This window comes from Ruegeria sp. AD9 (assembly GCF_056542305.1).
On the sequence record NZ_JBQFZP010000002.1, the window covers coordinates 188,291 to 210,348 of the forward strand.

Here is a 22,058-nt window from a genome sequence, read left to right on the forward strand (position 1 = left end):
GCCCGGCGCGTTTCTTCGGCAACCTCCCCGGACAACCCCGCCCGGTGTGTTTCGGTTTCATACCGGCAGGTCTCCTGACTGACGGGTCTTTGTCTGTCCTGTCTTCCCAGACCGAAATGGCCCAGTGACGGAATGGACAGCGCTCGCCGCCTACAGTTGCGGGGGCAGTTCCGGTTGGCACCAAAAGGCACCTCGGATTCCCTCTTAGCCACATCGGGACCGGTAAAACGCGGGTACCTTAACACTTACTCTGCGGCAAGAAAAAACTCGGGGGTCTTTCCCATTTTCTCCCAAGGGCATGAACCTGCGCGTCTCAACATGGTGCTGACGTCAGACAAGCCGCTGAGAAGGCGCTACAATCCGCCCCGAGGACGTCGGTGTGTGATATATAGGAAAATCATGGCTGGGGTGGTAGGATTCGAACCTACGATACACGGTACCAAAAACCGCTGCCTTACCACTTGGCTACACCCCAACGGTGAGCGGCTATCTACGATTGTTGATGGCAGGGTTCAAGAGCGTTTTGCAAAAAAAGCGAGCGCCGTAAATTTTTTTTGAAGGCCCCTCATTTGGTATCGATCAACACCGCTCCGGTACGGTTGCCTTCTTGTACCAGCGCATGGGCCGCAGCGCATTCTTCCAACGTAAAGACCTTGTGAACGGGGCAGATCAGTGCGCCATCAGTCAGTGCCTTGTGTAATGTCTTTATTGCGGTGGCGCGCAAGTCCGCGGGCAGCAGGTAGATCAGAACCGCTTCGAGCGTCACGGCCTTGAACATCATGGGTCCAAAGGGAAAGACAGGTGTCATATTCCGGGCAGATCCATATGCGTTGATACGGCCGTTTTCGGCGATGACGGCAATGTTGGTGGCAAGGTTCTGTCCAAATTCGACATCGACGATTCGACCGATTGCATGCCCATCATTTGCATCGAGGATCTGATCCGAAAGGTGTTCACCGGTGTAGTCGAGCACGACATCCGCACCAGCTGCCTTGACCCGGTCAAAGTTGCGGGCGCTGGCCGTTGCGATCACTTTGGCTCCGGCCCATTTGGCAAGCTGCACAGCCAGATACCCGACGGTGCCCGCCCCGCCATGGATCAATATGGTTTGCCCGCCCGGTGCGCCGCCCGAGAACACCGCATGGCTTGCGGTTAGGCCCGGAATTCCAAGAATTGCCCCGGTTTCAAGTGACACTGTCTCGGGCAGTTCGACAGCCTGAGATTCGGGCAGGGTGATGTGGCTGGCAGCTGTACCAAATGCGCGCTGCCATTGCCCGTTCCAAATCCACACGCGCCGGCCAATCCGCGCCGCGGGTACTCCATCACCAACCGCTGTGATGACTCCAGCCCCGTCGCTGTGCGGAACGATCAGCGGAAACGGGGGTTCCGTGACACCCGGCCGGGTTCCCGCACGGGCCTTGATATCCGAGGGGTTTACGCCGGAATAGGACAACTCGACCGTGACTTCACCTGGTTCAGGCTGGATCAGGGGAATATCCTGTATACGCAAGACATCGACAGCGTCTCCGAAGGCTGAATAAGTGACTGCGCGCATAGCGTCCTCCATTTAGGTCGAGTTAAGCGGCGATTGGGCCGGTAACTCAAACACCTTGTCGCGCTTTTTCAGGGCGATGCGCAACCGCGGATACCGGAATTCGTCTTTCGCCTATTCCCGAATTTCGGAAGGATCGACGCCCCAAAGGTTCGATTTCAATGTCCAGCCACGGTATCCGCCAGCGGTGATCCGGCACCAGTCCTGCGAACAGGTTCCAAGGCGCGCCACTACTCCGGTCTCGAAATGAGCGTTCACGGGCGAGGCTGGATCGGGGCGGGCATAAACAGGCAGCATCTCGGATTCGATCAGCACCGTTCGAACGCCAGACAACAAGGCATAGTGAACCCAGCCACCCGCGCCGTCGCGGTCCTGAACCTTGCGCCAGTTTCCGTATTCGGCGGTGACCTGCAGCGGCATGCCGCGCCGTTTGAATACCCAGTCGATTCGGTGGGTTAGGGATGGTCCGCGTCGCACGTTGCCTTCGGCTGCCTTCATCGAAACATAGCGGGGCAGGGGTAGGTTGGTGACCGAACCGCGTTTGACCTCGGCATGTGCGGCACAGACACCGAACATGACCAGAAATACGGAAACTGCCGCCAGAGATTGGCGTTTTACAGGTAGAATGCCACTCACTGACTGCCCGCTCTTATGCCTGTTGATCCGGTTTTGAAAAAAGGTCGACTCAATGCCATTGGGGTTCTTGTGCCCCGCCTTATCCTGCGCCACGATGCCATGGCGCGCGTCCGTTTGCAAAGCAGTGGGAGAGCCGAGGTGCCAAGAGAACGTTTAAGTGTTGTTGTTACGCGACGGTTGCCTGAGGCAGTAGAAACCCGGTTAAGCGAATTGTTTGACGTGCGCCTGCGCGACGACGACACCCCAATGACGCGTGAGGAATTAGTAGCAGCGGTGCAGGATGCCGATGTGCTGGTGCCCACGGTGACCGATACCATTGATGGCGGGCTATTGGGTCAGGCGGGTGAAAAGCTGCGGCTGATCGCCAATTACGGGGCTGGTGTCGACAATATCGATGTGGCGACGGCGCGGCAGCGCGGCATATTGGTGTCCAACACGCCCGGCGTGCTGACCGACGACACGGCAGATATGACCATGGCCCTGATTCTCGCTGTGACACGGCGCATTCCCGAAGGGTTGAGCGTCATGCAGCAAGGCGACTGGACCGGGTGGGCACCCACCGCGTTTCTGGGTGGTCGCATTGGCGGGCGGCGACTGGGAATTCTGGGTATGGGCCGGATCGGACAGGCCGTGGCCCGCCGCGCCAAGGCGTTTGGTATGCAGATCCATTATCACAACCGCCGCCGATTGCGCCCAGAGATTGAGCAAGAACTGGAGGCGACCTATTGGGAAAGCCTGGATCAGATGGTGGCGCGTATGGATGTGATATCGATCAACTGTCCATCGACGCCGTCGACCTTCCACCTGATGAACGCGCGCCGCCTGAAGCTAATGAAACCCTCGGCAGTGATCGTGAATACTTCGCGGGGTGAGGTTATTGACGAGAACGCTTTGACCCGGATGATCCGTACGGGGGAAATTGCGGGCGCGGGGCTGGATGTCTACGAACAGGGAACCAGTGTGAACCCGCGCTTGCGGCAATTGCCCAACGTGGTTCTACTGCCGCATATGGGGTCGGCCACGCTGGAGGGGCGGGTTGAGATGGGTGAAAAGGTCATCATCAACATCAAAACCTTCGAAGATGGCCACCGCCCACCGGATCAGGTTGTGCCTGCGATGCTCTGACGCGTCGGAAAGGATCATGGATGGATTTGTTTGAAGGGGGATGCCGCTGTGGAAATCTGCGCATCAAGGCTTCGGGCCGTCCTCTTCGCGTCGGGATTTGCCATTGTCTGGACTGCCGCAAACACCATGGCGCGTTGTTTTATGCGGCAGCCATTTTCCCGGCGGATGCGGTTAAGATCACCGGCAATGTGAAAGGTTATTCTGACCGGTACTTTTGCCCGGATTGCGGATCTCCGGTATTTGCCCGAAGCGGTGCCGAAGTCGAAGTGTATTTGGGGAGCCTTGACGCGCCTGACCAATTCACACCGACATATGAATGCTGGACCACACGGCGCGAGGCGTGGCTGCCCGAATTCACCGGAATGACCCGCTATGATCAGGATCGTCGCGCCGAAGAAACCGAACCATAGCGGATATGGCGAAACTTCGCTGTGATAACACGCTACCATGCCTGATCGTTGCAGAGGGGGCAAAATCCTTACAGGATTGAAAATAAAGATTGTATTGGAGGGTTAGAACAGATGAGACATGTTTCAGCACTGCTGCTTACTACCGCACTTACTATTTCGACACCGGGGTTCGCGCAGGAAACAGCCGACGCCGTCGCCCCTGAGGGCGCGACAGAGGGGCAGGTTCAGGCGATGACCGATGAGGTTATTGCAGCCCTCGAAGCCAAGCTTGAGGGAGTTCCGGTCACATCCGAAAACTGGATGATAGCTGCGGCCAATCCGCTGGCGGTGGAGGCCGGGGCCAAAGTGCTGCGCGCGGGCGGGTCTGCCGCGGATGCGATGGTGGCTGTGCAGGTCGTGCTGGGGCTGGTCGAGCCGCAATCCTCTGGTCTGGGCGGGGGTGCGTTTCTGGTTTGGTACGACGCGGCCAGCGGGCAAATGACGACGCTGGACGGCCGCGAAACAGCACCGCTTGCCGCAACCCCGACGCTCTTTCAGGACGAAAACGGCGAACCGCTGAAATTCTTCGATGCGGTGGTGGGCGGATTGTCGGTGGGTACACCGGGTACGCCTGCACTGCTGGAAGAGGCGCATCGAAGATGGGGGCGCGCGTCCTGGCCCGGGTTGTTTGCCGATGGCATCCGATTGGCGGATGAAGGGTTTCTGGTGTCCCCGCGACTTGCCAGCCTTGTTGCAGACGATTCCGAACGCTTGTCGCGGTTTCCGGAAACAGCCGCATATTTCCTGCCTGATGGTCAGCCGTTGCAGCAGGGACAGCGCTTGATGAACCCGGATTATGCCGAAACATTGCGCGTGCTGGCCAGCGATGGCGCTGCGGGGTTTTACGGAGGTGAGGTCGCTGCGGATATTGTGCGAACAGTCCGAAACGCCCCCGGAAATCCCGGCGTTCTTGCGGGGGTGGATCTGGCGCTCTACCAGGTGATCGAACGTAAACCGGTCTGTGCCGATTACCGCGCCTACGAGGTTTGCGGCATGGGCCCGCCGTCGTCGGGTGCCCTGACCGTCGGGCAGATTCTGGGGATGTTGAACAGCTATGATCTTGCAGCAATGGGCGCCGAAAGTGCCGAGGCATGGCGCCTGATCGGCGATGCTTCGCGCCTCGCCTTTGCGGATCGTGGGCGGTACATGGCAGATAGCGATTTCATACCCATGCCCACCAAGGGGCTGGTTGATCCGGGTTACTTGTCCCAGCGGGCGGCTTTGCTGGAAAGCGAAGTGGCCTTGTCCGAGGTCGCACCGGGTAAACCGGAATTTGACCATGCTTTGATTTGGGCGGACGACGTGTCGCTGGAACTGCCGTCAACCTCGCATATCTCGATCGTGGACAGCTATGGCAATGTGTTGTCGATGACGACGACGATCGAGAATGGTTTTGGGTCGCGCCTGATGACAAACGGGTTCCTGCTGAACAACGAGCTTACGGATTTCTCGTTCAAGACACACAGCGACGGTGTGCCGATTGCCAACCGGCTGGAGCCCGGCAAGCGTCCGCGCTCATCCATGAGCCCGACTATCGTGTTGCAGGATGGTGAGCCGGTTCTGGCTATCGGGTCTCCGGGCGGCAGCCGGATTATCGGCTATGTCGCCAAGTCCATCATCGCCTGGGCCGATTGGGGAATGGATGTGCAGCAAGCGGTTTCCCTACCTCATCTGGTCAACCGGTTCGGAACATATGATGTCGAGGCTGCGACTTCGGCAGAAGGTTTTACAGACGCGCTTGCTCAGCTGGGTTTCGAAGTCAACGCACGCGACCTGACTTCGGGGCTGCACGCCATCGAAATCGGTGACAGGCTGAGCGGTGGTGCCGACCCGCGCCGCGAAGGGATTGCGCTGGGCGAATAGGCCCTCGGTATTTGTGGGGATTGCCTGCTTTTAACGGGCCTTTTAGTCATAGGCTGAAAGGCCCAAAACGTTTTTGGGGCTGGGGAGGATGACAATGGTACAGGCAACCGCATTACCAAGGAATGAAGCTGGTATTGAAACCGTAATAGGCATTCTCAAGCAGCGCTTTGGCGACAGGTTGCAAACGGGTGCCGCTGTCCGTGAACAACACGGGCACACCACGACCTGGATCGAAAACCAAAGCCCCGATGCCGTGGTTTTCCCGCATTCGACGCAAGAGGTTTCGGACATCGTCAAAACTTGTGCGGCGCACCGGGTGCCAGTGATCCCGTTCGGAACAGGAACATCGCTGGAAGGGCATGTAAATGCGCCGGCGGGGGGAATCTCGGTCGATCTGACACAGATGGACAGTGTGCTTGCAGTTCATGCCGAGGATCTGGATTGTGTCGTGCAGCCCGGTGTCTCGCGCGAAGCGTTGAATAAACACTTGCGCGATCTGGGCCTGTTCTTTCCGATTGATCCCGGGGCGAATGCGTCGCTGGGTGGGATGGCTGCTACCCGCGCGTCGGGCACCAATGCAGTGCGCTATGGGACGATGAAAGACAACGTTCTCAGCCTTGAAGCCGTAATGCCAGACGGTCAGATCATTCGTACCGGGCACCGGGCCAAGAAATCTTCAGCCGGCTATGATCTGGCCCGTCTTCTGATCGGGGCCGAAGGCACGTTGGGAATCATCACCGAGCTGACATTGCGGTTGCAGGGTATCCCCGAAGCGATCAGTTCGGCCCGGTGTTCCTTTCCGACCGTCGACGCCGCGTGCCGTGCGGTGATGATGACAATTCAGTACGGCATCCCGGTTGCCCGGATCGAGTTGCTGGACGAGTTGTCGGTTCAGGCCGCCAACGCCTATTCCGGGCTGAGTCTGCCGGATACACCGTTGTTGTTGCTGGAATTTCACGGCTCGGAAAGCAGTGCGGTAGAGCAGGCTGAAACCTTTGGTCAGATCGCCGAGGAATTTGGTGGCACGGATTTTGCAGCAACTTCGACCACCGAAGAACGGAACAAACTTTGGCAGGCGCGGCACGATATGTATTGGGCGTGTCTGCAATTGCGCCCCGGTGCGCGGGGTATTTCAACCGATGTCTGCGTACCGATCTCGCGCCTGGCCGAGTGTGTGACCGAGACGCAGAAGAAGGCTGCCGGCCTCGGCTTGTTGGCCCCCATCGTGGGCCATGTGGGGGACGGCAATTTTCATACGCTGCTGCTGATCGACATGGAAAACGTGGAAGAAGTTACCAAGGCCGAGGCGTTTGTCGGCTGGCTGAACGACATGGCGATATCCATGGAAGGCACATGTACCGGTGAACATGGCATCGGGCAGGGAAAGAGACCGTATCTGATCAGGGAACTGGGCGCCGCCACGCGATACATGGCTGCGATCAAGGCCGCGCTGGACCCAGACAACATCATGAATCCCGGCAAGATCTTGTCGGATGACACGTAGCCATATTCACCCCCTGGTCCGTATTTGCGCCCTCAAAACGTCCACATGTCATGGTTTCAAAGGGTTGATGACAGAGGATGGTCGACATGAGCGTAAAATATCTGGCGGGGTTTGTAGCCATCTGCGGGTTGGCCGTTGCAGGGCTGGACTATGTTCAGCAAGCCAAAGCATCGGAAAATGGCTTTGGCATGAAAGAATATCTTGCCTCGGTATCCTCGCGTGTCGGTCTTTCTGACGGCTGGTTCACGGCAGAGGCGCAGCCTTCGCCATCACAGGAACCGGCGGTGAAAAGTCCCTCGGACGAAAGCGGCAAATTGGTCTGCGTCTCGGTCGGAACAAGCAAACGCTGCCGTTCCAGTGGTTGAGGGCAGCGGCCGGACGAATGAATTGCGACCCGCTTTCGATATTCGGGTCGTTTTTTTCATATCACTGGTCGGATGAATGTCGCGCTATCCCCCTTAAGTACGCCATATGGTGTCAACTGATTTCAAGGGGAGACGCCCGGTTATGAAAACCCAAGTCAAAGCATTGGTCGTAGGCGGCGGCGCCGTCGGGACCTCGATTGCCTATCACCTGGCCAAAGCAGGCTGGGACGATGTGATGTTGATCGAACGGGACGAACTTACGTCCGGGTCCACCTGGCACGCCGCGGGCCTGTTGCCGCTGTTCAACATGTCTTATGCGACGACCCATATCCACAAGTATTCCGTGGATTTCTACAAGACGCTTGAGGAAGAAACCGGCCTGAATGCGGGCTTCGCGGTTGTGGGCAACCTGCGCATGGCACAGACGCAAGAGCGTATGGACGAATACATGCTCTATGCCTCGACCGCCGAAACCTGTGATGTGAAATACGAGTGGCTGACCCCGGACCAGATCAAGGAACGCTGGCCGCTGATCGAGACATCGGATCTGAAGGGCGCGATCTATCACACCGAGGACGGTTATATTAACCCTGCCGATGTGACTCAGGCAATGGCCAAGGGGGCCCGTCAACGTGGCGTCGAAATCGTGCGCAAGATGCAGGCTGACGCGTTCCACTGGAACGGCACGCACTGGGAAGTGACCTGCACCAAGATGGTCGAAAAGGGCGGCAACCTGGTGCCTTCCGACGAGCAGGTCGTAATCACCGCCGAACATGTTGTGACCGCGTCGGGCAACCACGCGCAGCGCACCGCCAAGATGCTGGGCATCAAAATGCCTGCTATCCCGGTGGAACATACCTTTATCGTCATGGATAAAGACCCCGAGTTGGTCAAATGGCGCGAAGCAGGCAACCCCGAGCACCCCGTTGTCCGCGACGCCGACAACGAATCCTATGCGCGTGAAGAACGCGGTGGCTGGATTCTTGGTATCTACGAACACGGCGCCCCTGCGCAGTTCGAATTCGGCGTTCCGGACAGCTTCCGCGCCGACCTGTTCCCACTGGATCTGGACCGGATCGCCGAGCAGTACATGGCAATGGCCGAGCGCGTGCCGTCCTGTGCCGAATCCGGCCTGAAGGATGATTTCAACGGCCCGATCTGCTATACACCGGATGGCAACCCGCTGGTTGGTCCGGCTCCGGGTTTGCGCAACATGTGGCTGGCCGAGGGTTTCAGCTTTGGCATCACCGCTGCGGGTGGCACCGGCTATTATCTGGCACAGATGATGGTCGATGGCGAAGCCGAGATCGACATGGCATCGCTGGACCCTAAGCGTTACAGCAGCAACTGGATGACCACCGAGTTCGCGGCACGCAAGAATGAAGAATGCTACGAGCATGTCTACATCCTGCACCACCCGGATGAAGAGCGTGAAGCCTGCCGTCCGCTGCGCACCGTTCCGGCCTATGATCGCCAGAAGGCTCGCGGTGCTCAATTCGGCTGGGTCAATGGCTGGGAACGCCCGAACTATTACGGCCCGCTGGACGCGCCCGAGAATTTCGACAAGGAAGCACGCTCGTTCCGTCGTGGCGGCTGGTGGCAATATGCCGTCGAAGAGGCCAAGGCGATCCGCGAAGGCGTTGGCCTGATCGACGCATCGGCTTTCACCAAGCATGTTGTCAAAGGCCCCGGTGCCACTCAGTTCCTGGACTGGTTCACCTGCAACAAGCTGCCTAAGGTCGGTCGTATCAACCTGACCTACGCGCTGACCTCGCACGGGACCACCCGTACCGAATACACCATCGTCCGCAATGGCGAGAACAACTACTACATCGTCTCTGCCGGCGCATGGACCGAGTACGACGCCGACTACCTGCGTAAAGCGGCCGAGGACAAGATGGAGGAGTTCGGCTACATCGAGATCCAGGACGTGACCACCCAGTGGGGCGTCTTCGCGATCGCCGGACCCAAGTCGCGTGACGTTCTGAAAGAGGTCATCAAGGACGCCGACCCGGAAACCGCGCTGTCCAACAAACGCTTCCCTTGGCTGTCGGCCCGTCAGATCGAACTGGGCATGTGCCCGGTCAACGCGATCCGCGTGGCCTATACCGGTGAGCTGGGCTGGGAACTGCACCATCCAATCGAGATGCAGAACTACCTGTTCGATTTGCTGGAAAAGGCCGGTGAGAAGCACGGCATGAAGCTGGTTGGTGCCCGTGCCCAGAACTGGCTGCGTCAGGAGAAATCTTACCGCGCCTTTGGCACCGAACTGGGCCGCGATGCGACCCCGTTGGAAGCCGACCTGCCGCGCTTTGTCGACCTGTCCAAGGACTTCCACGGCAAGGCCAAGCTGGAGGAGACCGGTGTGCGCGCCAAGTGCTGCACCTTGTTGATCGACGGTCCAGCCGATGCTGACCCGTGGGGCCGCGAGGCGCTGTACACGCCAGAAGGCGAGCGTGTAGGCCGTCTGACCTCGGGCGGCTATTCTGTCGCGTTCGAGAAGTCGATCGGGATGGGCTATGTGAAGCCTGATCTGGCAGTCGAAGGCACCAAGCTGAAGGTCAAGATGCAGGACAAGCTGTGGGATGCTGTCGTGACATGCGACAGCCCCTATGATCCGAAAAACGAAACCATCCGCAAGGACGGCTGATCAATCTAAGGCCCCGGAATTTCCGGGGCCTTTTCTGTTGGTTACGCGGATAGTTCGTCGAAACATTCCAACGCCTTGGCAGCATACATCATGGCTGGTCCACCACCCATCTGAATGGCCATACCCAAAACGTCGGACACCTCTTCGCGTGTTGCGCCTGCTTTGACCAACGCGTCGGTGTGCAGGGTAATGCAGGGCTCGCAGCGGAGCGACACCGACATGCCCAACGCTATAAATTCCTTTGTTTTATAGTCGAGCGTTCCGCCTTCCTTCACAGCCTTCCCGAGTGCGCCGAATGCGCGCGACGTGTCGGGAATGGCCCCGTTGAGATTGCGCAAACTTGTACGAGTTGCCGAGAGCTTTTCTTGCCAAGCCATTTTGAGTGCCTTTTTCATATAAGATAACGGGAATATGTGCGGGCAGTGGTAAGTTGACCTTGATCTCGATCAGTTGGCAGGGCGCTCGGAAACAAATGCAAGGTTATTTGCGGGCATGTCGATGGTTTTCAGCACGCGCAACCCTACCTGCTGGAACAGGCCAAGCATATCTTTGTCGTTCTTGTAGCCAATGTCGGGATCTTGTCCGATCAGAGCCTCGTGAAACCTTTTGTCCCCGTCGCTTGTCAATTGGCCCGAGCGTTTGAATGGGCCGTACAAAACGAACCTCCCGTTTTCAGTCAGGGACTGAGCGATTTCGGCGAAAATGGTTCTGGTATCCTGCCAACTGATCAAATGTATCAGGTTGATCAAGACGATCAGGTCCTGCGATGGGAAGCGCGCATGCCAGCCCGAATTCGTTGCGTCCAGATGTTCGGCGCTTGCCACGTTGGGTAAGGCGCAGGCATAGGCGTCGATGCTATTGCGGCGTTCAGGGTCAGGTTCGGTGGGATGCCACGTCAGATCGGGCAGCAAATCAGCAAACGCACAGACATGCTGACCGGTTCCGCTTGCAATCTCCAGTGCGTGCCCGCGGCGCGGTGCCCAGTCTTGTAGCACCGCACAAAGCGCATCGGAGTTCCGCGTTGCAGCCGGGGCAACAAGTTTACCATCCTCCCCCACGTTGGCGACACTCGCAGAGGGAGGTAGATAGCGTTTGATCATCTGTTCAACCTGTTTGGGGTCAGCGACTTGACACTGTCAGGATCCAGCACCGGCGTGTTTCCAACCACCAGATCACACAACAACTGCGAAGCCGCTGGTGCTGTTTGGAAACCATACCCGCCTTGACCCGCAGACCAGATAAACGACGGGTCAATCGGGTCGGGCCCAAGCACCAAGGTTCCGTCCGGTGCGAAACTGCGCAATCCGGCCCAGTTCGTTTCGACCCGTGTTACTGCCTCGGTCATCAATTCTTCGTAGCGCGCCAGACCTTCGGCCAGCACCATGTCGTCGGCATAGGCGTCCTGAGGTGGTACGGGGTCGGCTTCGGCAGGCGAAACAAGCAGCTTGCCCGCGTCCGGTTTGGCGTACCATGTTTCGCCTGTGCCCAGCATCATGGGCCATCCGGATACATCATGGCCTCCGGGGGCGGGCAGCCGCGCCATTGATCGGCGGCGAGGAGAGATGCCGATAGGTGGTACCCCGGCAAGCATGGCGATTTCGTCCACCCATGCACCGGCCGCATTCACCAGGTTGCCGGCTTCGAAGATCTGCCCGGCCTCGACCAGCCAATGCCGCTCTTTTCGAATGCCGGTTACTTTGCTTTTTGTTGCAACGGTTCCACCGTTCTTGCGAATGGTCCGCGCGAAATCCTGCAACAGACGGTCAGTATCGATGTCAAATGCGGCTTCACTGATTGCCGCGAAACCCACCTTGGCCGGGTTCAGGATCGGAACGCTCGAAATCGCCTGATCCATCGAAATTCTTTCCATGTTCAGGTCTGTGCGGTCGGCTTCGAAAACTTCGCTCTGGTCAAATGAACCGATCAGCATCAATCCGCGCGGGGTCAGGTACCCACCGTCCTGCGTGCGCAGGAATTCCGCTCCAGCCCTGTTCAGCGCCACCACGGACGGCGGACCATAGCTTTCTTCAAACAGGGCTGCCGAGCGACCCGACGCGTGATACCCCAAGGCGTCTTCGGCCTCTAAAACCATCACGGTTCCATATTGCGACAAGCGCGCTCCGGCGCTCAACCCGGCAATTCCGCCCCCGATGACGAGGAAATCGATCATTATTTGTGTTCCTTCCGCAGCAGGTTCGCCACAAGTTTTCTGGGTTTCATTTAGCTTTTTGGGTCAAGCATTTGGCATTTCGAAGATTCTCCAAAATATATGCAGCCTTGAATTTGGGCTTCAACCCGGTCAAAGAAGTATCAAAACGAACAGGAGGGCAAGGTGACCGCAGCAGATCTTCATCCAATGGCCACTGGGCACATTCCCCGATACGTCGTCGCAGCTGACGGAAGCGATTACCTTTTTTCGGCTATGGTCGTCTTCTTTGTCATTCTCGTGGTGCTGATCGGTGTTGGGTACCTGACGCTTCATTCCGTTCCGGAAAAAATGGCGCACGAGAACAACCATCCGCAATTTCAGTTGGTGGGTATTCTGGCACTGCTGGCACTATTTACACATAACGGGATATTCTGGATTGCCGCCGTACTGGTCGCAGGGTTCCAGTTTCCGGATTTTGCAACCCCGCTTAAAAACATCGCCGATGCCATTCGTTCTCTTGGACGTGCGATTGCTCCGGAACCGGTGCCCGAGGCACCTGCGCCAACCCCTGGCGTTTCAGAATCCACCGACGTTCAGGAACAAAACACATGATTGAGACCCTGCTTTGCGCCCTGATCACGGTGCTGCCCGATTATCTGTTCCGCCGGTTTGTTCAGGGCAAACGTATCGGTCACGAGATCACCCTTTTCACCATGTGGTACGAATTGCGCTGGGGTCTTACGACCTGTGCCATTCTGGCGCTGACGGTAATCACCACGCTGTTTTATTTTCACCCAGCCAGCAAAACCGCAGCGTCCTATTTTCGAACCGTGACGATCCTGCCGCAGCTAGGTGGCCGTGTTTCGGAAATTTTCGTTAAGAACAATGAACTGGTAACTGCTGGCCAGCCGGTTTTCAGGATCGAAGATTTCAGCCAGACAGCACAGGTTCAGGCGGCAAATGCACAGATCGCACAGGTTCAGGCCTCGCTGAAAGTGGCTGAAACTGATCTGGCCGAGGCTGATGCAGGTATTGCCGGTGCCAAGGCGGCTTTGGCGCAGTCCTTGGACGATCTTGAAAGAAATACGACCCTGCGCGACCAAGGTTCAAGCGCTGTCCGACTGACCGAGATTGAGCGGTTGGAAAACCTTGTTGCCGAGCGTGAGGCGCAGGTTGTTGCGGCCGAATCCAGACGTGCGGCAGTTGAACAGCAGATCGAGGAGCTGATCCCCGCGCAACTGGCCAGTGCCATAGCACAGCTGGACGCCGCGCAGACCGAGTTGGACAAAACACTGATTGTCGCCGGTGTTACCGGACGGGTCGAGCAGTTTAGCCTGCAAGTCGGTGATTACGTGAGCCCCTTGTTGCGTCCTGCTGGCATCCTCGTTCCATCGCATACCGGACATGACCGTTTTCAGGCGGCTTTCAACCAACTGTCTGCTCAGGTGATCAAGCCAGGTATGATCGGTGAGTTGGGCTGCATGACCAAGCCTTTCACCGTTATCCCCACTGTGGTGGTCGAGGTGCAGGATGTCATACCGTCCGGCCAGATCCGTCCATCAGATGAATTGCGGGATGTACAGAACAATACTAATCCCGGATCAATTCTGGTCTTTATGGAGCCGCTGTATAAAGGTATGGCCGATGACATTCCTCCAGGCAGCAACTGTCTGGCCAATGTCTACACCGACAACCATGACCGTCTGGAACACGAGGATTTGGGCTTTTGGCAAGCTGCTTTCCTGCATGTGGTTGACACAATTGGCGTGGTCCATGCGGCAGGTTTGCGTTTGCGCCTGATCCTGATGCCGGTCAACACTCTGGTACTGACCGGGCATTGATCCGGCACCGGTAGAACAGTTCTTAAAGCGCCCGGCAGGTTCCTTGCCGGGCGCTTGTTTTTTTACAGTGCTGCTTTGAACAGCTGTGTCAGGTTTTCTTTGGTCAACTCAATCGGGTTCCCGCCGCATGAAGGGTCGATGATTGCGCCTTCGACGAGGGTTGGGATTGAGGTTTCGGTCACGCCGAGGTCTGCCAGCTTTCGCGGGATACCAAGGCTGTCGTTGAATTCCTGCACAAAGGCGCGGAAGCCATCGAACCCTCCGTTGATGCCCAGATAGGCGGCAGCGTTCTGGAACCGGTCGGCGATGGCGGGGGCGTTAAAGTCCAGCACGGCAGGCATACAGACCGCGTTTGTGGTGCCGTGATGAGTGTTAAAGTGCGCGCCAACCGGGTGGCTCATGGCGTGGATCGCACCCAGTCCCTTCTGGAACGCGGTCGCGCCCATGGCCGCCGCGCTCATCATCTGGGCGCGGGCCTCAATGTCGCTGCCATCTGCGTAGGCGCGCGGCAGATAGTCTTTCACCAAACGCATGCCTTCCAGTGCGATGCCCTGGCTCATCGGGTGATAATGCGGGCTCGAATAGGCTTCGACGCAATGCGCGAAGGCGTCCAGACCGGTGCCTGCGGTGATGAATTTGGGCATCCCAACCGTCAGTTCCGGATCGCAGATCACCACCGTTGGCAGCACCTTGGGGTGGAAGATGATCTTCTTGGCGTGGGTCTCGGAATTGGTGATGACACTGGCACGACCAACCTCTGACCCGGTCCCCGCAGTCGTTGGAACCGCAATGATCGGTGCGATTGCATCCGCGTCGGCGCGGGTCCACCAGTCACCGATATCTTCAAAGTCCCATACCGGGCGCGTCTGGCCGCACATGAAGGCGACCATCTTGCCCAGATCCAGCCCCGAGCCGCCGCCAAAGGCAATCACACCATCGTGCCCACCGGCCTTGTATGCCGCAACGCCCGCGTCGAGGTTTTTCTCATTTGGGTTTGGGTCCACATCACTGAATACACCGCGGCCCAGACCGGCCGCCTCCATGATATCCAGCGTCGCCGCTGTGATCGGCAGATCGGCCAACCCCTTGTCCGTGACCAGCAGGGGTTTCTTCATCCCGGCTGCGGCACAGGCTTCGGGCAGTTCCTTGATGCGCCCGGCACCAAATTTGATTGCGGTCGGATAGGACCAGTTTCCAACAAGTGACATGTCAGGTTTCCTTTGTGATTTGAGACCTGCTCGGGTGAGGGGGTCAGCCCCGAGCAGGCCGTCGTCCTTAGCCGGTGACCTTCTTCAGGTGGTAGGATTTTGGACGGGTGAGATTGTGATAGCCGATGACCGAAAGACCACCGCCGCGCCCGGTATTCTTGCAACCGGTCCAGCACAGCCCAGGGTCCAGATAGTCGGCCCGGTTCATGAAGACGGTGCCGGTCTCGATCTGGTCGCCCACACGCGCCGCGCGGTCCACATCGCGGGTCCAAAGGCTGGCTGTCAGACCAAACTCGCTGTCGTTCATCAGCGCGATGGCCTCAGCATCCGAGGACACTTTCATGATGCCCACCACCGGGCCAAAACTTTCGTCCCGCATCACCCGCATGTCATGTGTGACGTTGGTCAGGATCTGTGGCGTGAGATATGCGCCGCCGTCGTCCTCGGGGAAGGGGTCGATATGCGCGATCGCACCGGCCTCAACCGCTTCGGCAATCTGCGCGCGCACCTCGTCAGCGAAACGTACATTGGCCATCGGACCTATGGTTGTTTCGGCGTCCAGCGGATTGCCCAGCTTATAACCCTTCACGATCTCTACCGCCTTGGCGACAAAGTCATCGTACAGGCTTTCGTGAACGTAAATCCGCTCGATCCCACAGCAACACTGGCCCGAATTGAACATCGCGCCGTCGATCAACGTATCGACCGCCGCGTCCAGATCGGCGTCGTACATGACATAACCCGGATCCTTGCCGCCCAGTTCGGTGCCCACGCCGGTAAAGGTACCCGCCGCCGCACGCTCCATCGCCTGACCGCCACCGACCGAACCGGTGAAGTTCACAAAGTCGAAGGCGTTGCCCGCGATCAGATCATTGGTCACGTCGTGGCTGAGGAACACGTTCTGGAACACGTCTTCGGGCACCCCCGCCGAATGGAACGCCTGCGCCATCCGCTCACCAACCAACAAAGTCTGGGTTGCGTGCTTCAGAACAACCGTGTTGCCCGCGATCAGCGCTGGCGCCACCGTGTTGATCGCCGTCATGTAAGGATAGTTCCAGGGGGCAACAACAAAGACCACCCCATGCGGAATACGCTTGATATAGCGTTTGAAGGTTTCATCCTCGCCCACGGCAATATCGGCCAGTGACGTCTCGGCGATCTTTGCCATATGGCTGGCACGTTCGTTGAAGCCACCAAACTCGCCGCCATAGCGCACCGGGCGACCCATCATATGCGCCAGTTCCGGAACGATCTCATCATTCATCGCGCCGACAGCCGCGACGCCCGCCATCACCAGATCAATCCGCTCCTGCAACGGTCGCGCTGCCCAGGCCCCATGCGCTGCCCGCGCCCGCGCTGCGACCTCAAACGCAGCCTCCCGCGACAGCACCTCGCGTTCCGCATAAACCGATCCATCGATCGGCGAGACACATTGCAACATCTGCCCCATAGTTACTCCATCTCTAAAGACAGCAGGATCCCTGCTTCATCTGGCCAAAAATATCCCGGGGTGCGCGAGGGGCTGGCCCCTCGCTTCCTCCCTCTCAAGCCCGCTCAAACCCGCGGGCAATTTCCCAATCGGTTACCACGCGCTCGAATTCCTCGATTTCGACCTCAGCCGCACGGGTATAGTGATCGACAACGTCATCGCCCATCGCCGCGCGCAGCATCTGTGATCCGTGCAAAGCGTTGCGTGCATCCTTCAATGTACCCGGGATCTTTCCCGTCTCGCCCTGATAGACATCACCCTTGGTCGGCGGCTGCAACTCCAGCCCTTCTTCGATCCCTGCGATCCCGGCCGCCAGCATCCCTGCAATCGCCAGATAGGGGTTCATGTCCGACCCGGGGATACGGCACTCGACCCGTATCGCCTTGGTGCCATCCCCGCATAGGCGGTACCCGGCCGTACGGTTGTCTACAGACCAAATGATCCGTGTCGGTGCAAAAGTACCCTTCATGAACCGCTTGTAGCTGTTGATGTACGGTGCCATGAAATACGTGTAATCAGCGGCGTATTTCAGCAGACCGGCCATATAGCTTTTCATCAGCGCCGACATGCCCAGCTCATCCCCGGCATCATAGAAGGCAGGTTTGCCATCCGCCCATAGCGACTGATGCACATGCGACGAGCTACCAACCCTTTCATGATGCCATTTCGGCAGGAAGGTCGCCGCATGACCCTGCTGCCAGGCGATTTCTTTCACCGCGTTCTTGGCGATCGAGTGATACTCTGCCGTGTCCATCGCTGGTGCGTATTTGATGTTCAGTTCTTCCTGCCCGGCCTCGGCCTCACCTTTGGTGTTCTCGACCGGGATGCCCGCATCCCACAGGTGGTTGCGGATCGGGCGCATCACATGCTCTTCCTTGGTGGTCTGAAGAATGTGATAATCTTCGTTATAGCCCGAGATCGGCTCCAGATCGCGGAACCCTTCCTTTCGGATTGCATCAAAACTTTTCGCGAACAGGAAGAATTCCAGTTCGGTGGCGCACATCGCCTCATACCCCATCGCCTTCAGGCGGTTCACCTGTTTCTTCAGGATCGAACGCGGCGCATGTGGCACTTCCTCATGGTTGTGGTGATCCAGCATATCGCACATGACCATCGCGGTGCCTTCCAGCCAGGGCACCGGGCGCAATGTGCTAAGGTCTGGCTTCATCACATAGTCGCCATAACCCCGCTCCCAGCTGGTCGAGGCATACCCATCCGGCGTCGCCATCTCGAGGTCCGTGGCCAGCAAGTAGTTACAGCAATGTGTCTCTTCCCACGCGCCAGCCACAAAATGACCTGCATGAAAACGCTTGCCCATCAAACGACCCTGCATGTCAACCATGCAAACCAATACTGTGTCGATCGCGCCGTCTGCGACAAGCGATTTCAGGGTTTCGAAAGTCAGAGTTGCGGTCATGAAACAAACCTCATGCGTTGAGTAGGGGCACCGAATGACAGCACCCCTGTTTTGATATCAATCGAAGGTGTAAGGGGCACCGGCCTGGTTAATGACCGAGTTATACTCACGGAAGATACCAACGATCTTCTGGTGAATTTCGCCTTCCTGTGCGACCTCGTCCCAGAATTCGATAGCGGCATTTTCCACTTCTTTCCATTCCGCTGCCGGAACCTGACGCAGCTGTAGCTTGTCACCTTTTGCGCGCAAGGCCGCTTCACCGCCCCAGTACCACTGGTTACGATAGGTGTGGCCTGCTTCGACGCCCGCCATCACAACCGATTTCAGGTGGTCGGGCAGCTCGGCCCAGCGTTCCTGGTTTGCAAACCAGGACCCAATCCACGCGCCCGAGATGTTGTTGGTCAGGAAGTAGTCGGTCACATTGGCCCAGCCAACGGTGTAGTCTTCAGTGATGCCCGACCAGGCCATTCCGTCCAATTCTCCGGTTTGCACCGCCACTTCCGCGTCTTCGTAGGGGATATTGACCGGCACAACGCCAAACTTGGCCAGAAAACGCCCGGCCGTCGGGAAGGTATAGAGCTTCAGCCCATTCAGATCGCCAAGGCTTTTGATTTCCTTTTTGGTGTTGAAGTTGCAGGGGTCCTGACCCGCTGCCGACAGCCACGTCACACCAACCTTCTCATATTCCGAGCGCCAGATATCAGCCAGACCGTACTGGTTGAACAGCACCGGAACGTCCAGAATATGCTTGGTAGCGAAGGGGAAATAGCCACCGAATTGACGCAGCGGAGTAGGCGAAGCCATGGAATCGTCGTCCGAATGAACACCATCAATCGTGCCGCGTTGCAGGGCCTGGAACAGTTCACCTGTCGGAACGATCTGGTCCGCATAGAACAGTTCGATCTCAAGCTCGCCATTGGCATTGGCGTTGATGTAATCGATGGCTGGCTTGGTCACATGCTCGCCCAATGCGCCACCGGCATAGGTCTGGAACCGCCACTTGATGGCGGATTGCGCTTTGACGATCGCAGGAGAGGCCAGTGTGGCGGCCCCCGCCAGACCGGCGGAACTTAGAAATCTGCGTCTTGTAGTCATTGTCTTTCTCCTCTGTTTAGTCTTGCTGAACTTCGCCCCTTGCCGGGGTCTTGTGACTTAATTTCCATAGACATAATTCGGCAGCCAAAGCGCGATTTCAGGAAAGATGATGATTATGGCCAAGGCGCAGACCATCACCAGAACAAATGGAACGATCGAACTGTAGATATCGCGCAGCGATATTTCCGGTGGGGCCATCGCGCGCATCAGGAACAGGTTATAGCCGAATGGCGGCGTCATATAAGCGATCTGCGTGGTGATCGTATAAAGCACGCCGTACCAGATAAGATCAAAGCCAAGCGCACCCACCAGCGGAACATAAAGCGGCGCGACGATAACCAGCATGGCCGTATCGTCCAGAAACGTACCCATCAGGATAAAGCTAAGCTGCATGAGAACCAGGATCATCCAAGGGGAAAGCCCCAGTTTTTCGGTGAACAGGCTTTCGATTGCCTTGACCGCGCCCAACCCGTCGAAGACAGCGCCAAAAGCCAGAGCCGCCAGAATGATCCACATGAACATGCACGAGATGCCCAATGTGTACCGAATTGAATTCTCGAAAACCGTGCGTGTCAGCCGTCCTTTCAGAAAGGCGGCCAGCATGGCCGTGGTGGCTCCGATGGCAGAGGATTCCACCAATGATGTCCAACCGTTAACAAAAGGGACCATCATCACCATAAATATGCCCAAGGGTAACAACCCGGCTTGCAACAGCAGCAGCTTTTCTCGCAACGGAATGTCGCGGTCTTCCGCGGGCAGGACCGGGCCGAGCGACGGGTTGATGCGGCAGCGGATGACAATGTAGATGATGAACATGGCCGCCATCATCAGCCCGGGTATCACTCCGGCAAGCCATAGCTGGCCAACGGGTTGCCGCGCGATCATGGCATAAAGAACCAGAACAACGGATGGTGGCACCAGAATCCCAAGGGATGATCCGGCCTGAATGACGCCGGTCACCATGCGCTTGTCATAGTTCCGGCGCAGCAGTTCCGGCAAGGCGATCGTAGCGCCGATTGCCATTCCTGCAACGGACAGCCCGTTCATTGCCGAGATCAGAACCATCAGCCCGATGGTTCCGACAGCCAGACCACCGGACAAGCCGCCCATCCAGACATGGAACATCTTGTAAAGGTCATCTGCGATCCGACTTTCGGAAAGGATGTATCCCATGAAGATGAACATGGGCAGTGTCAGCAGCGGGTACCACTTCATGACTTTGATCGCAGCGGCAAAACCCAAGTCGTAGCCGCCCCTATCCCCCCATAGGAACAAGGCCGAAACCACAGCGACACAGCCGATTGCACCAAAGACGCGCTGGCCGGTCAGCATCATAAGCATCATTGATGCGAACATCAGCAAGGCAATCATCTCGTATGACATCAGATTACCTCACGCGGGATATCGTCGCCGCACAGGCGCAAGATATCCTTGAACAACTCGGAAACGGCTTGCAGCAGCATCAGGAAGATACCGATAACCATGATCAGCTTGACCGGCCACAGGTAGGGCCGCCAGATCGTCGCGCTGCGCTCACCGCCATATTGGAAAGAATACATCAGGCTGTCCCATCCACCCCACAGCAAGATGAGCAGATAAATGATCAGGAATACGATTGTGAAGGCATCCGTCCAGGCCTTGCGGCGATGAGACCATTCGCCATAAAGCAGGTCCATTCGCACGTTTGACCCCATCTGGATCGAATAAGGGCCACCAAGCATATAGTAGGCCACCATGGCGAACTGAGCCATCTCGAGTGTCCAGAGCGACGGTACGAAAAAGGTTTTCGAGACCGAAGACCAGAACAGAATACCCATCATGACGAATATGCCGTACATGACGACGCGCCCGATCCAGCGGTTCGTTCGATCAATGACCGCCACGTAGCCCCGCAAGAACTTCATCTCGATACCTCAACTCTCATTGTTTCGCCTCTGTGTGCGAATACGCATCAATTACCGTTTGCAGGATCGGCGTCAGGATCCCGGCAATGCGGTCGACTCCCGTTGGAGTGTCGATGAGATCGTTTCGAACCTCGACCATGACATTCGGAAGCCCCCGACTGATCGCATGTTCCTGCAATGTATGCGTGACGCCATCCGTGGCAGAGTAAGGTTCGTTCAACGCGGCTTTCAGACCCGAGCCCTTGGCACAGCGCAGCATAAGTTGGGCCGCCCTGTCGTCTTCGTCATGAAGAATGCCCAGTTCGACTGATCGGGTCTTTCCATTGTAGACGGGCGTGAAGCTGTGCATCGTGACTACGACAGGCGGCCGCTCCCGTGCGTCCAGAGTAGACGACAACAGTTGTTTGAACGGCTCATAAACCTCGCGGATCCTTTGGGCACGTTGAGCGTCCGTCAGGCTTTCGTTGCCGGGGATGGAAAACACTTCGCTTACCTGCGGCATTGCATCTGCACGTTCAGGTGAGCGGTTGCAGTCGTAAACAAGTCGGCTGATGCAGGAATGAACCAGCGGCGCGTCCAAGGCCTTCGTCAGTTCGACCGAAAGCGCCAATGCGCCAATATCCCATGCTGCATGAGACAATGCTGCGTCCTCAGTCAGGCCCAATCCGTTCAATGACGCTGGGATGAATCGGCTAGCATGTTCGCATACCAAAACGCACTGCGCCCGGCCGTTGGCATTCTGCGCGCGGGCTGCTGGAGCTTCGGTTGGTAGTAGCATTGGTGTCTCGGAATCGTGGTGCATAAGAAGCAT

Annotated in this window: 20 protein-coding genes, 1 tRNA gene and 1 riboswitch; of the genes, 8 read left to right on the top strand and 13 right to left on the bottom strand. The window is 57.6% G+C overall.

The window, feature by feature from the left end; genetic code table 11:
• Positions 1–47: 47 nt before the first annotated feature.
• Positions 48–239: riboswitch (cobalamin riboswitch) on the bottom strand.
• A 161-nt stretch (positions 240–400) separates the two neighbouring features.
• From ACR0AM_RS03935 to ACR0AM_RS03945, 3 genes are all read right to left on the bottom strand, one after another.
• Positions 401–475: transfer RNA gene (locus ACR0AM_RS03935), tRNA-Gln, on the bottom strand.
• A gap of 90 nt (positions 476–565) precedes the next feature.
• Positions 566–1,555 carry an NADPH:quinone reductase gene (locus ACR0AM_RS03940; protein ID WP_480475677.1) on the bottom strand — a complete coding sequence of 330 codons (990 nt, stop codon included), beginning with the start codon at positions 1,553–1,555 and terminating at the stop codon, positions 566–568.
• A 111-nt stretch (positions 1,556–1,666) separates the two neighbouring features.
• Positions 1,667–2,128: an SH3 domain-containing protein gene (locus tag ACR0AM_RS03945; protein WP_480554140.1), complete on the bottom strand. Its 462-nt coding sequence runs from the start codon at positions 2,126–2,128 to the stop codon at positions 1,667–1,669.
• A gap of 198 nt (positions 2,129–2,326) precedes the next feature.
• Between ACR0AM_RS03945 and ACR0AM_RS03950 the strand changes: the two genes are divergently transcribed.
• The 6 genes from ACR0AM_RS03950 (at position 2,327) to ACR0AM_RS03975 (ending at position 10,144) form a co-directional block, all read left to right on the top strand.
• The gene (locus ACR0AM_RS03950; RefSeq protein WP_480622181.1) at positions 2,327–3,313 is read left to right on the top strand and encodes a 2-hydroxyacid dehydrogenase; all 987 of its coding nucleotides are present in this window, start codon (positions 2,327–2,329) and stop codon (positions 3,311–3,313) included.
• 20 nt (positions 3,314–3,333) lie between these two features.
• Positions 3,334–3,723, top strand: a complete 390-nt coding sequence (locus tag ACR0AM_RS03955; RefSeq protein ID WP_480475679.1) for a GFA family protein — start codon at positions 3,334–3,336, stop codon at positions 3,721–3,723.
• Between the two features lie 111 nt (positions 3,724–3,834).
• On the top strand, positions 3,835–5,625 hold the full coding sequence (gene ggt, locus ACR0AM_RS03960) for a gamma-glutamyltransferase (RefSeq protein ID WP_480622182.1): 1,791 nt from the start codon (positions 3,835–3,837) through the stop codon (positions 5,623–5,625).
• Positions 5,626–5,719: 94 nt separating this feature from the next.
• Positions 5,720–7,129, top strand: coding sequence for an FAD-binding oxidoreductase (locus ACR0AM_RS03965; RefSeq protein WP_480622183.1), 1,410 nt, complete (start codon positions 5,720–5,722; stop codon positions 7,127–7,129).
• Positions 7,130–7,215: 86 nt separating this feature from the next.
• Entirely contained in the window at positions 7,216–7,494 is a 279-nt protein-coding gene (locus ACR0AM_RS03970; RefSeq protein WP_480537374.1) for a hypothetical protein, read from the top strand.
• A gap of 142 nt (positions 7,495–7,636) precedes the next feature.
• Positions 7,637–10,144, top strand: a complete 2,508-nt coding sequence (locus tag ACR0AM_RS03975; RefSeq protein WP_480622184.1) for a GcvT family protein — start codon at positions 7,637–7,639, stop codon at positions 10,142–10,144.
• Between the two features lie 41 nt (positions 10,145–10,185).
• Here ACR0AM_RS03975 and ACR0AM_RS03980 read toward each other — a convergent pair whose 3' ends face one another.
• From ACR0AM_RS03980 to ACR0AM_RS03990, 3 genes are all read right to left on the bottom strand, one after another.
• Entirely contained in the window at positions 10,186–10,521 is a 336-nt protein-coding gene (locus ACR0AM_RS03980; protein WP_209504659.1) for a carboxymuconolactone decarboxylase family protein, read from the bottom strand.
• A 69-nt stretch (positions 10,522–10,590) separates the two neighbouring features.
• Complete coding sequence (locus ACR0AM_RS03985; RefSeq protein WP_480622185.1) at positions 10,591–11,244, bottom strand: DUF938 domain-containing protein; 654 nt, start codon at positions 11,242–11,244, stop codon at positions 10,591–10,593.
• Positions 11,241–12,314: an NAD(P)/FAD-dependent oxidoreductase gene (locus tag ACR0AM_RS03990; RefSeq protein WP_480622186.1), complete on the bottom strand. Its 1,074-nt coding sequence runs from the start codon at positions 12,312–12,314 to the stop codon at positions 11,241–11,243. Before ACR0AM_RS03990 ends, ACR0AM_RS03985 begins: the two co-directional genes overlap by 4 nt.
• Positions 12,315–12,500: 186 nt before the next feature.
• On the opposite strand from ACR0AM_RS03990, the gene ACR0AM_RS03995 reads away from it, so the two are divergent.
• Positions 12,501–12,905 (top strand): hypothetical protein, encoded by a 405-nt coding sequence (locus ACR0AM_RS03995; protein WP_480476916.1) that lies wholly within the window; start codon positions 12,501–12,503, stop codon positions 12,903–12,905.
• A complete protein-coding gene (locus ACR0AM_RS04000; protein ID WP_480475694.1) occupies positions 12,902–14,134 on the top strand; it encodes an HlyD family secretion protein in 1,233 nt (410 codons plus the stop codon). The genes ACR0AM_RS03995 and ACR0AM_RS04000 overlap by 4 nt, the downstream gene beginning before the upstream one ends.
• Positions 14,135–14,196: 62 nt before the next feature.
• On the opposite strand, the gene ACR0AM_RS04005 is transcribed toward ACR0AM_RS04000, so the two are convergent.
• The 7 genes from ACR0AM_RS04005 to ACR0AM_RS04035 form a co-directional block, all read right to left on the bottom strand.
• A complete protein-coding gene (locus tag ACR0AM_RS04005) occupies positions 14,197–15,342 on the bottom strand; it encodes an iron-containing alcohol dehydrogenase (RefSeq protein WP_480475696.1) in 1,146 nt (381 codons plus the stop codon).
• Positions 15,343–15,409: 67 nt separating this feature from the next.
• Complete coding sequence (locus tag ACR0AM_RS04010) at positions 15,410–16,792, bottom strand: aldehyde dehydrogenase family protein (protein ID WP_480622187.1); 1,383 nt, start codon at positions 16,790–16,792, stop codon at positions 15,410–15,412.
• Between the two features lie 94 nt (positions 16,793–16,886).
• A complete protein-coding gene (locus ACR0AM_RS04015) occupies positions 16,887–18,248 on the bottom strand; it encodes a glutamine synthetase family protein (protein WP_480622188.1) in 1,362 nt (453 codons plus the stop codon).
• Positions 18,249–18,305: 57 nt separating this feature from the next.
• Positions 18,306–19,343 carry a TRAP transporter substrate-binding protein gene (locus tag ACR0AM_RS04020; RefSeq protein ID WP_480622189.1) on the bottom strand — a complete coding sequence of 346 codons (1,038 nt, stop codon included), beginning with the start codon at positions 19,341–19,343 and terminating at the stop codon, positions 18,306–18,308.
• Between the two features lie 57 nt (positions 19,344–19,400).
• Positions 19,401–20,726 (bottom strand): TRAP transporter large permease, encoded by a 1,326-nt coding sequence (locus ACR0AM_RS04025; protein ID WP_480622190.1) that lies wholly within the window; start codon positions 20,724–20,726, stop codon positions 19,401–19,403.
• Positions 20,726–21,247: a TRAP transporter small permease subunit gene (locus tag ACR0AM_RS04030; protein WP_480486424.1), complete on the bottom strand. Its 522-nt coding sequence runs from the start codon at positions 21,245–21,247 to the stop codon at positions 20,726–20,728. The genes ACR0AM_RS04025 and ACR0AM_RS04030 overlap by 1 nt, the downstream gene beginning before the upstream one ends.
• A 16-nt stretch (positions 21,248–21,263) precedes the next feature.
• The gene (locus ACR0AM_RS04035; RefSeq protein ID WP_480492630.1) at positions 21,264–22,058 is read right to left on the bottom strand and encodes an N-formylglutamate amidohydrolase; all 795 of its coding nucleotides are present in this window, start codon (positions 22,056–22,058) and stop codon (positions 21,264–21,266) included.

Bases quoted from the DNA above. Each gene is read 5' to 3' on its own strand.
- ACR0AM_RS03940 (WP_480475677.1), bottom strand. From the start codon at position 1,555: ATGCGCGCAGTCACTTATTCAGCCTTCGGAGACGCTGTCGATGTCTTG.
- ACR0AM_RS03945 (WP_480554140.1), bottom strand. From the start codon at position 2,128: ATGTTCGGTGTCTGTGCCGCACATGCCGAGGTCAAACGCGGTTCGGTC.
- ACR0AM_RS03955 (WP_480475679.1), top strand. From the start codon at position 3,334: ATGGATTTGTTTGAAGGGGGATGCCGCTGTGGAAATCTGCGCATCAAG.
- ggt (WP_480622182.1), top strand. From the start codon at position 3,835: ATGAGACATGTTTCAGCACTGCTGCTTACTACCGCACTTACTATTTCG.
- ACR0AM_RS03965 (WP_480622183.1), top strand. From the start codon at position 5,720: ATGGTACAGGCAACCGCATTACCAAGGAATGAAGCTGGTATTGAAACC.
- ACR0AM_RS03970 (WP_480537374.1), top strand. From the start codon at position 7,216: ATGAGCGTAAAATATCTGGCGGGGTTTGTAGCCATCTGCGGGTTGGCC.
- ACR0AM_RS03975 (WP_480622184.1), top strand. From the start codon at position 7,637: ATGAAAACCCAAGTCAAAGCATTGGTCGTAGGCGGCGGCGCCGTCGGG.
- ACR0AM_RS03980 (WP_209504659.1), bottom strand. From the start codon at position 10,521: ATGGCTTGGCAAGAAAAGCTCTCGGCAACTCGTACAAGTTTGCGCAAT.
- ACR0AM_RS03985 (WP_480622185.1), bottom strand. From the start codon at position 11,244: ATGATCAAACGCTATCTACCTCCCTCTGCGAGTGTCGCCAACGTGGGG.
- ACR0AM_RS03990 (WP_480622186.1), bottom strand. From the start codon at position 12,314: ATGATCGATTTCCTCGTCATCGGGGGCGGAATTGCCGGGTTGAGCGCC.
- ACR0AM_RS03995 (WP_480476916.1), top strand. From the start codon at position 12,501: ATGGCCACTGGGCACATTCCCCGATACGTCGTCGCAGCTGACGGAAGC.
- ACR0AM_RS04000 (WP_480475694.1), top strand. From the start codon at position 12,902: ATGATTGAGACCCTGCTTTGCGCCCTGATCACGGTGCTGCCCGATTAT.
- ACR0AM_RS04005 (WP_480475696.1), bottom strand. From the start codon at position 15,342: ATGTCACTTGTTGGAAACTGGTCCTATCCGACCGCAATCAAATTTGGT.
- ACR0AM_RS04010 (WP_480622187.1), bottom strand. From the start codon at position 16,792: ATGGGGCAGATGTTGCAATGTGTCTCGCCGATCGATGGATCGGTTTAT.
- ACR0AM_RS04015 (WP_480622188.1), bottom strand. From the start codon at position 18,248: ATGACCGCAACTCTGACTTTCGAAACCCTGAAATCGCTTGTCGCAGAC.
- ACR0AM_RS04020 (WP_480622189.1), bottom strand. From the start codon at position 19,343: ATGACTACAAGACGCAGATTTCTAAGTTCCGCCGGTCTGGCGGGGGCC.
- ACR0AM_RS04025 (WP_480622190.1), bottom strand. From the start codon at position 20,726: ATGTCATACGAGATGATTGCCTTGCTGATGTTCGCATCAATGATGCTT.
- ACR0AM_RS04030 (WP_480486424.1), bottom strand. From the start codon at position 21,247: ATGAAGTTCTTGCGGGGCTACGTGGCGGTCATTGATCGAACGAACCGC.
- ACR0AM_RS04035 (WP_480492630.1), bottom strand. From the start codon at position 22,058: ATGCTTCTTATGCACCACGATTCCGAGACACCAATGCTACTACCAACC.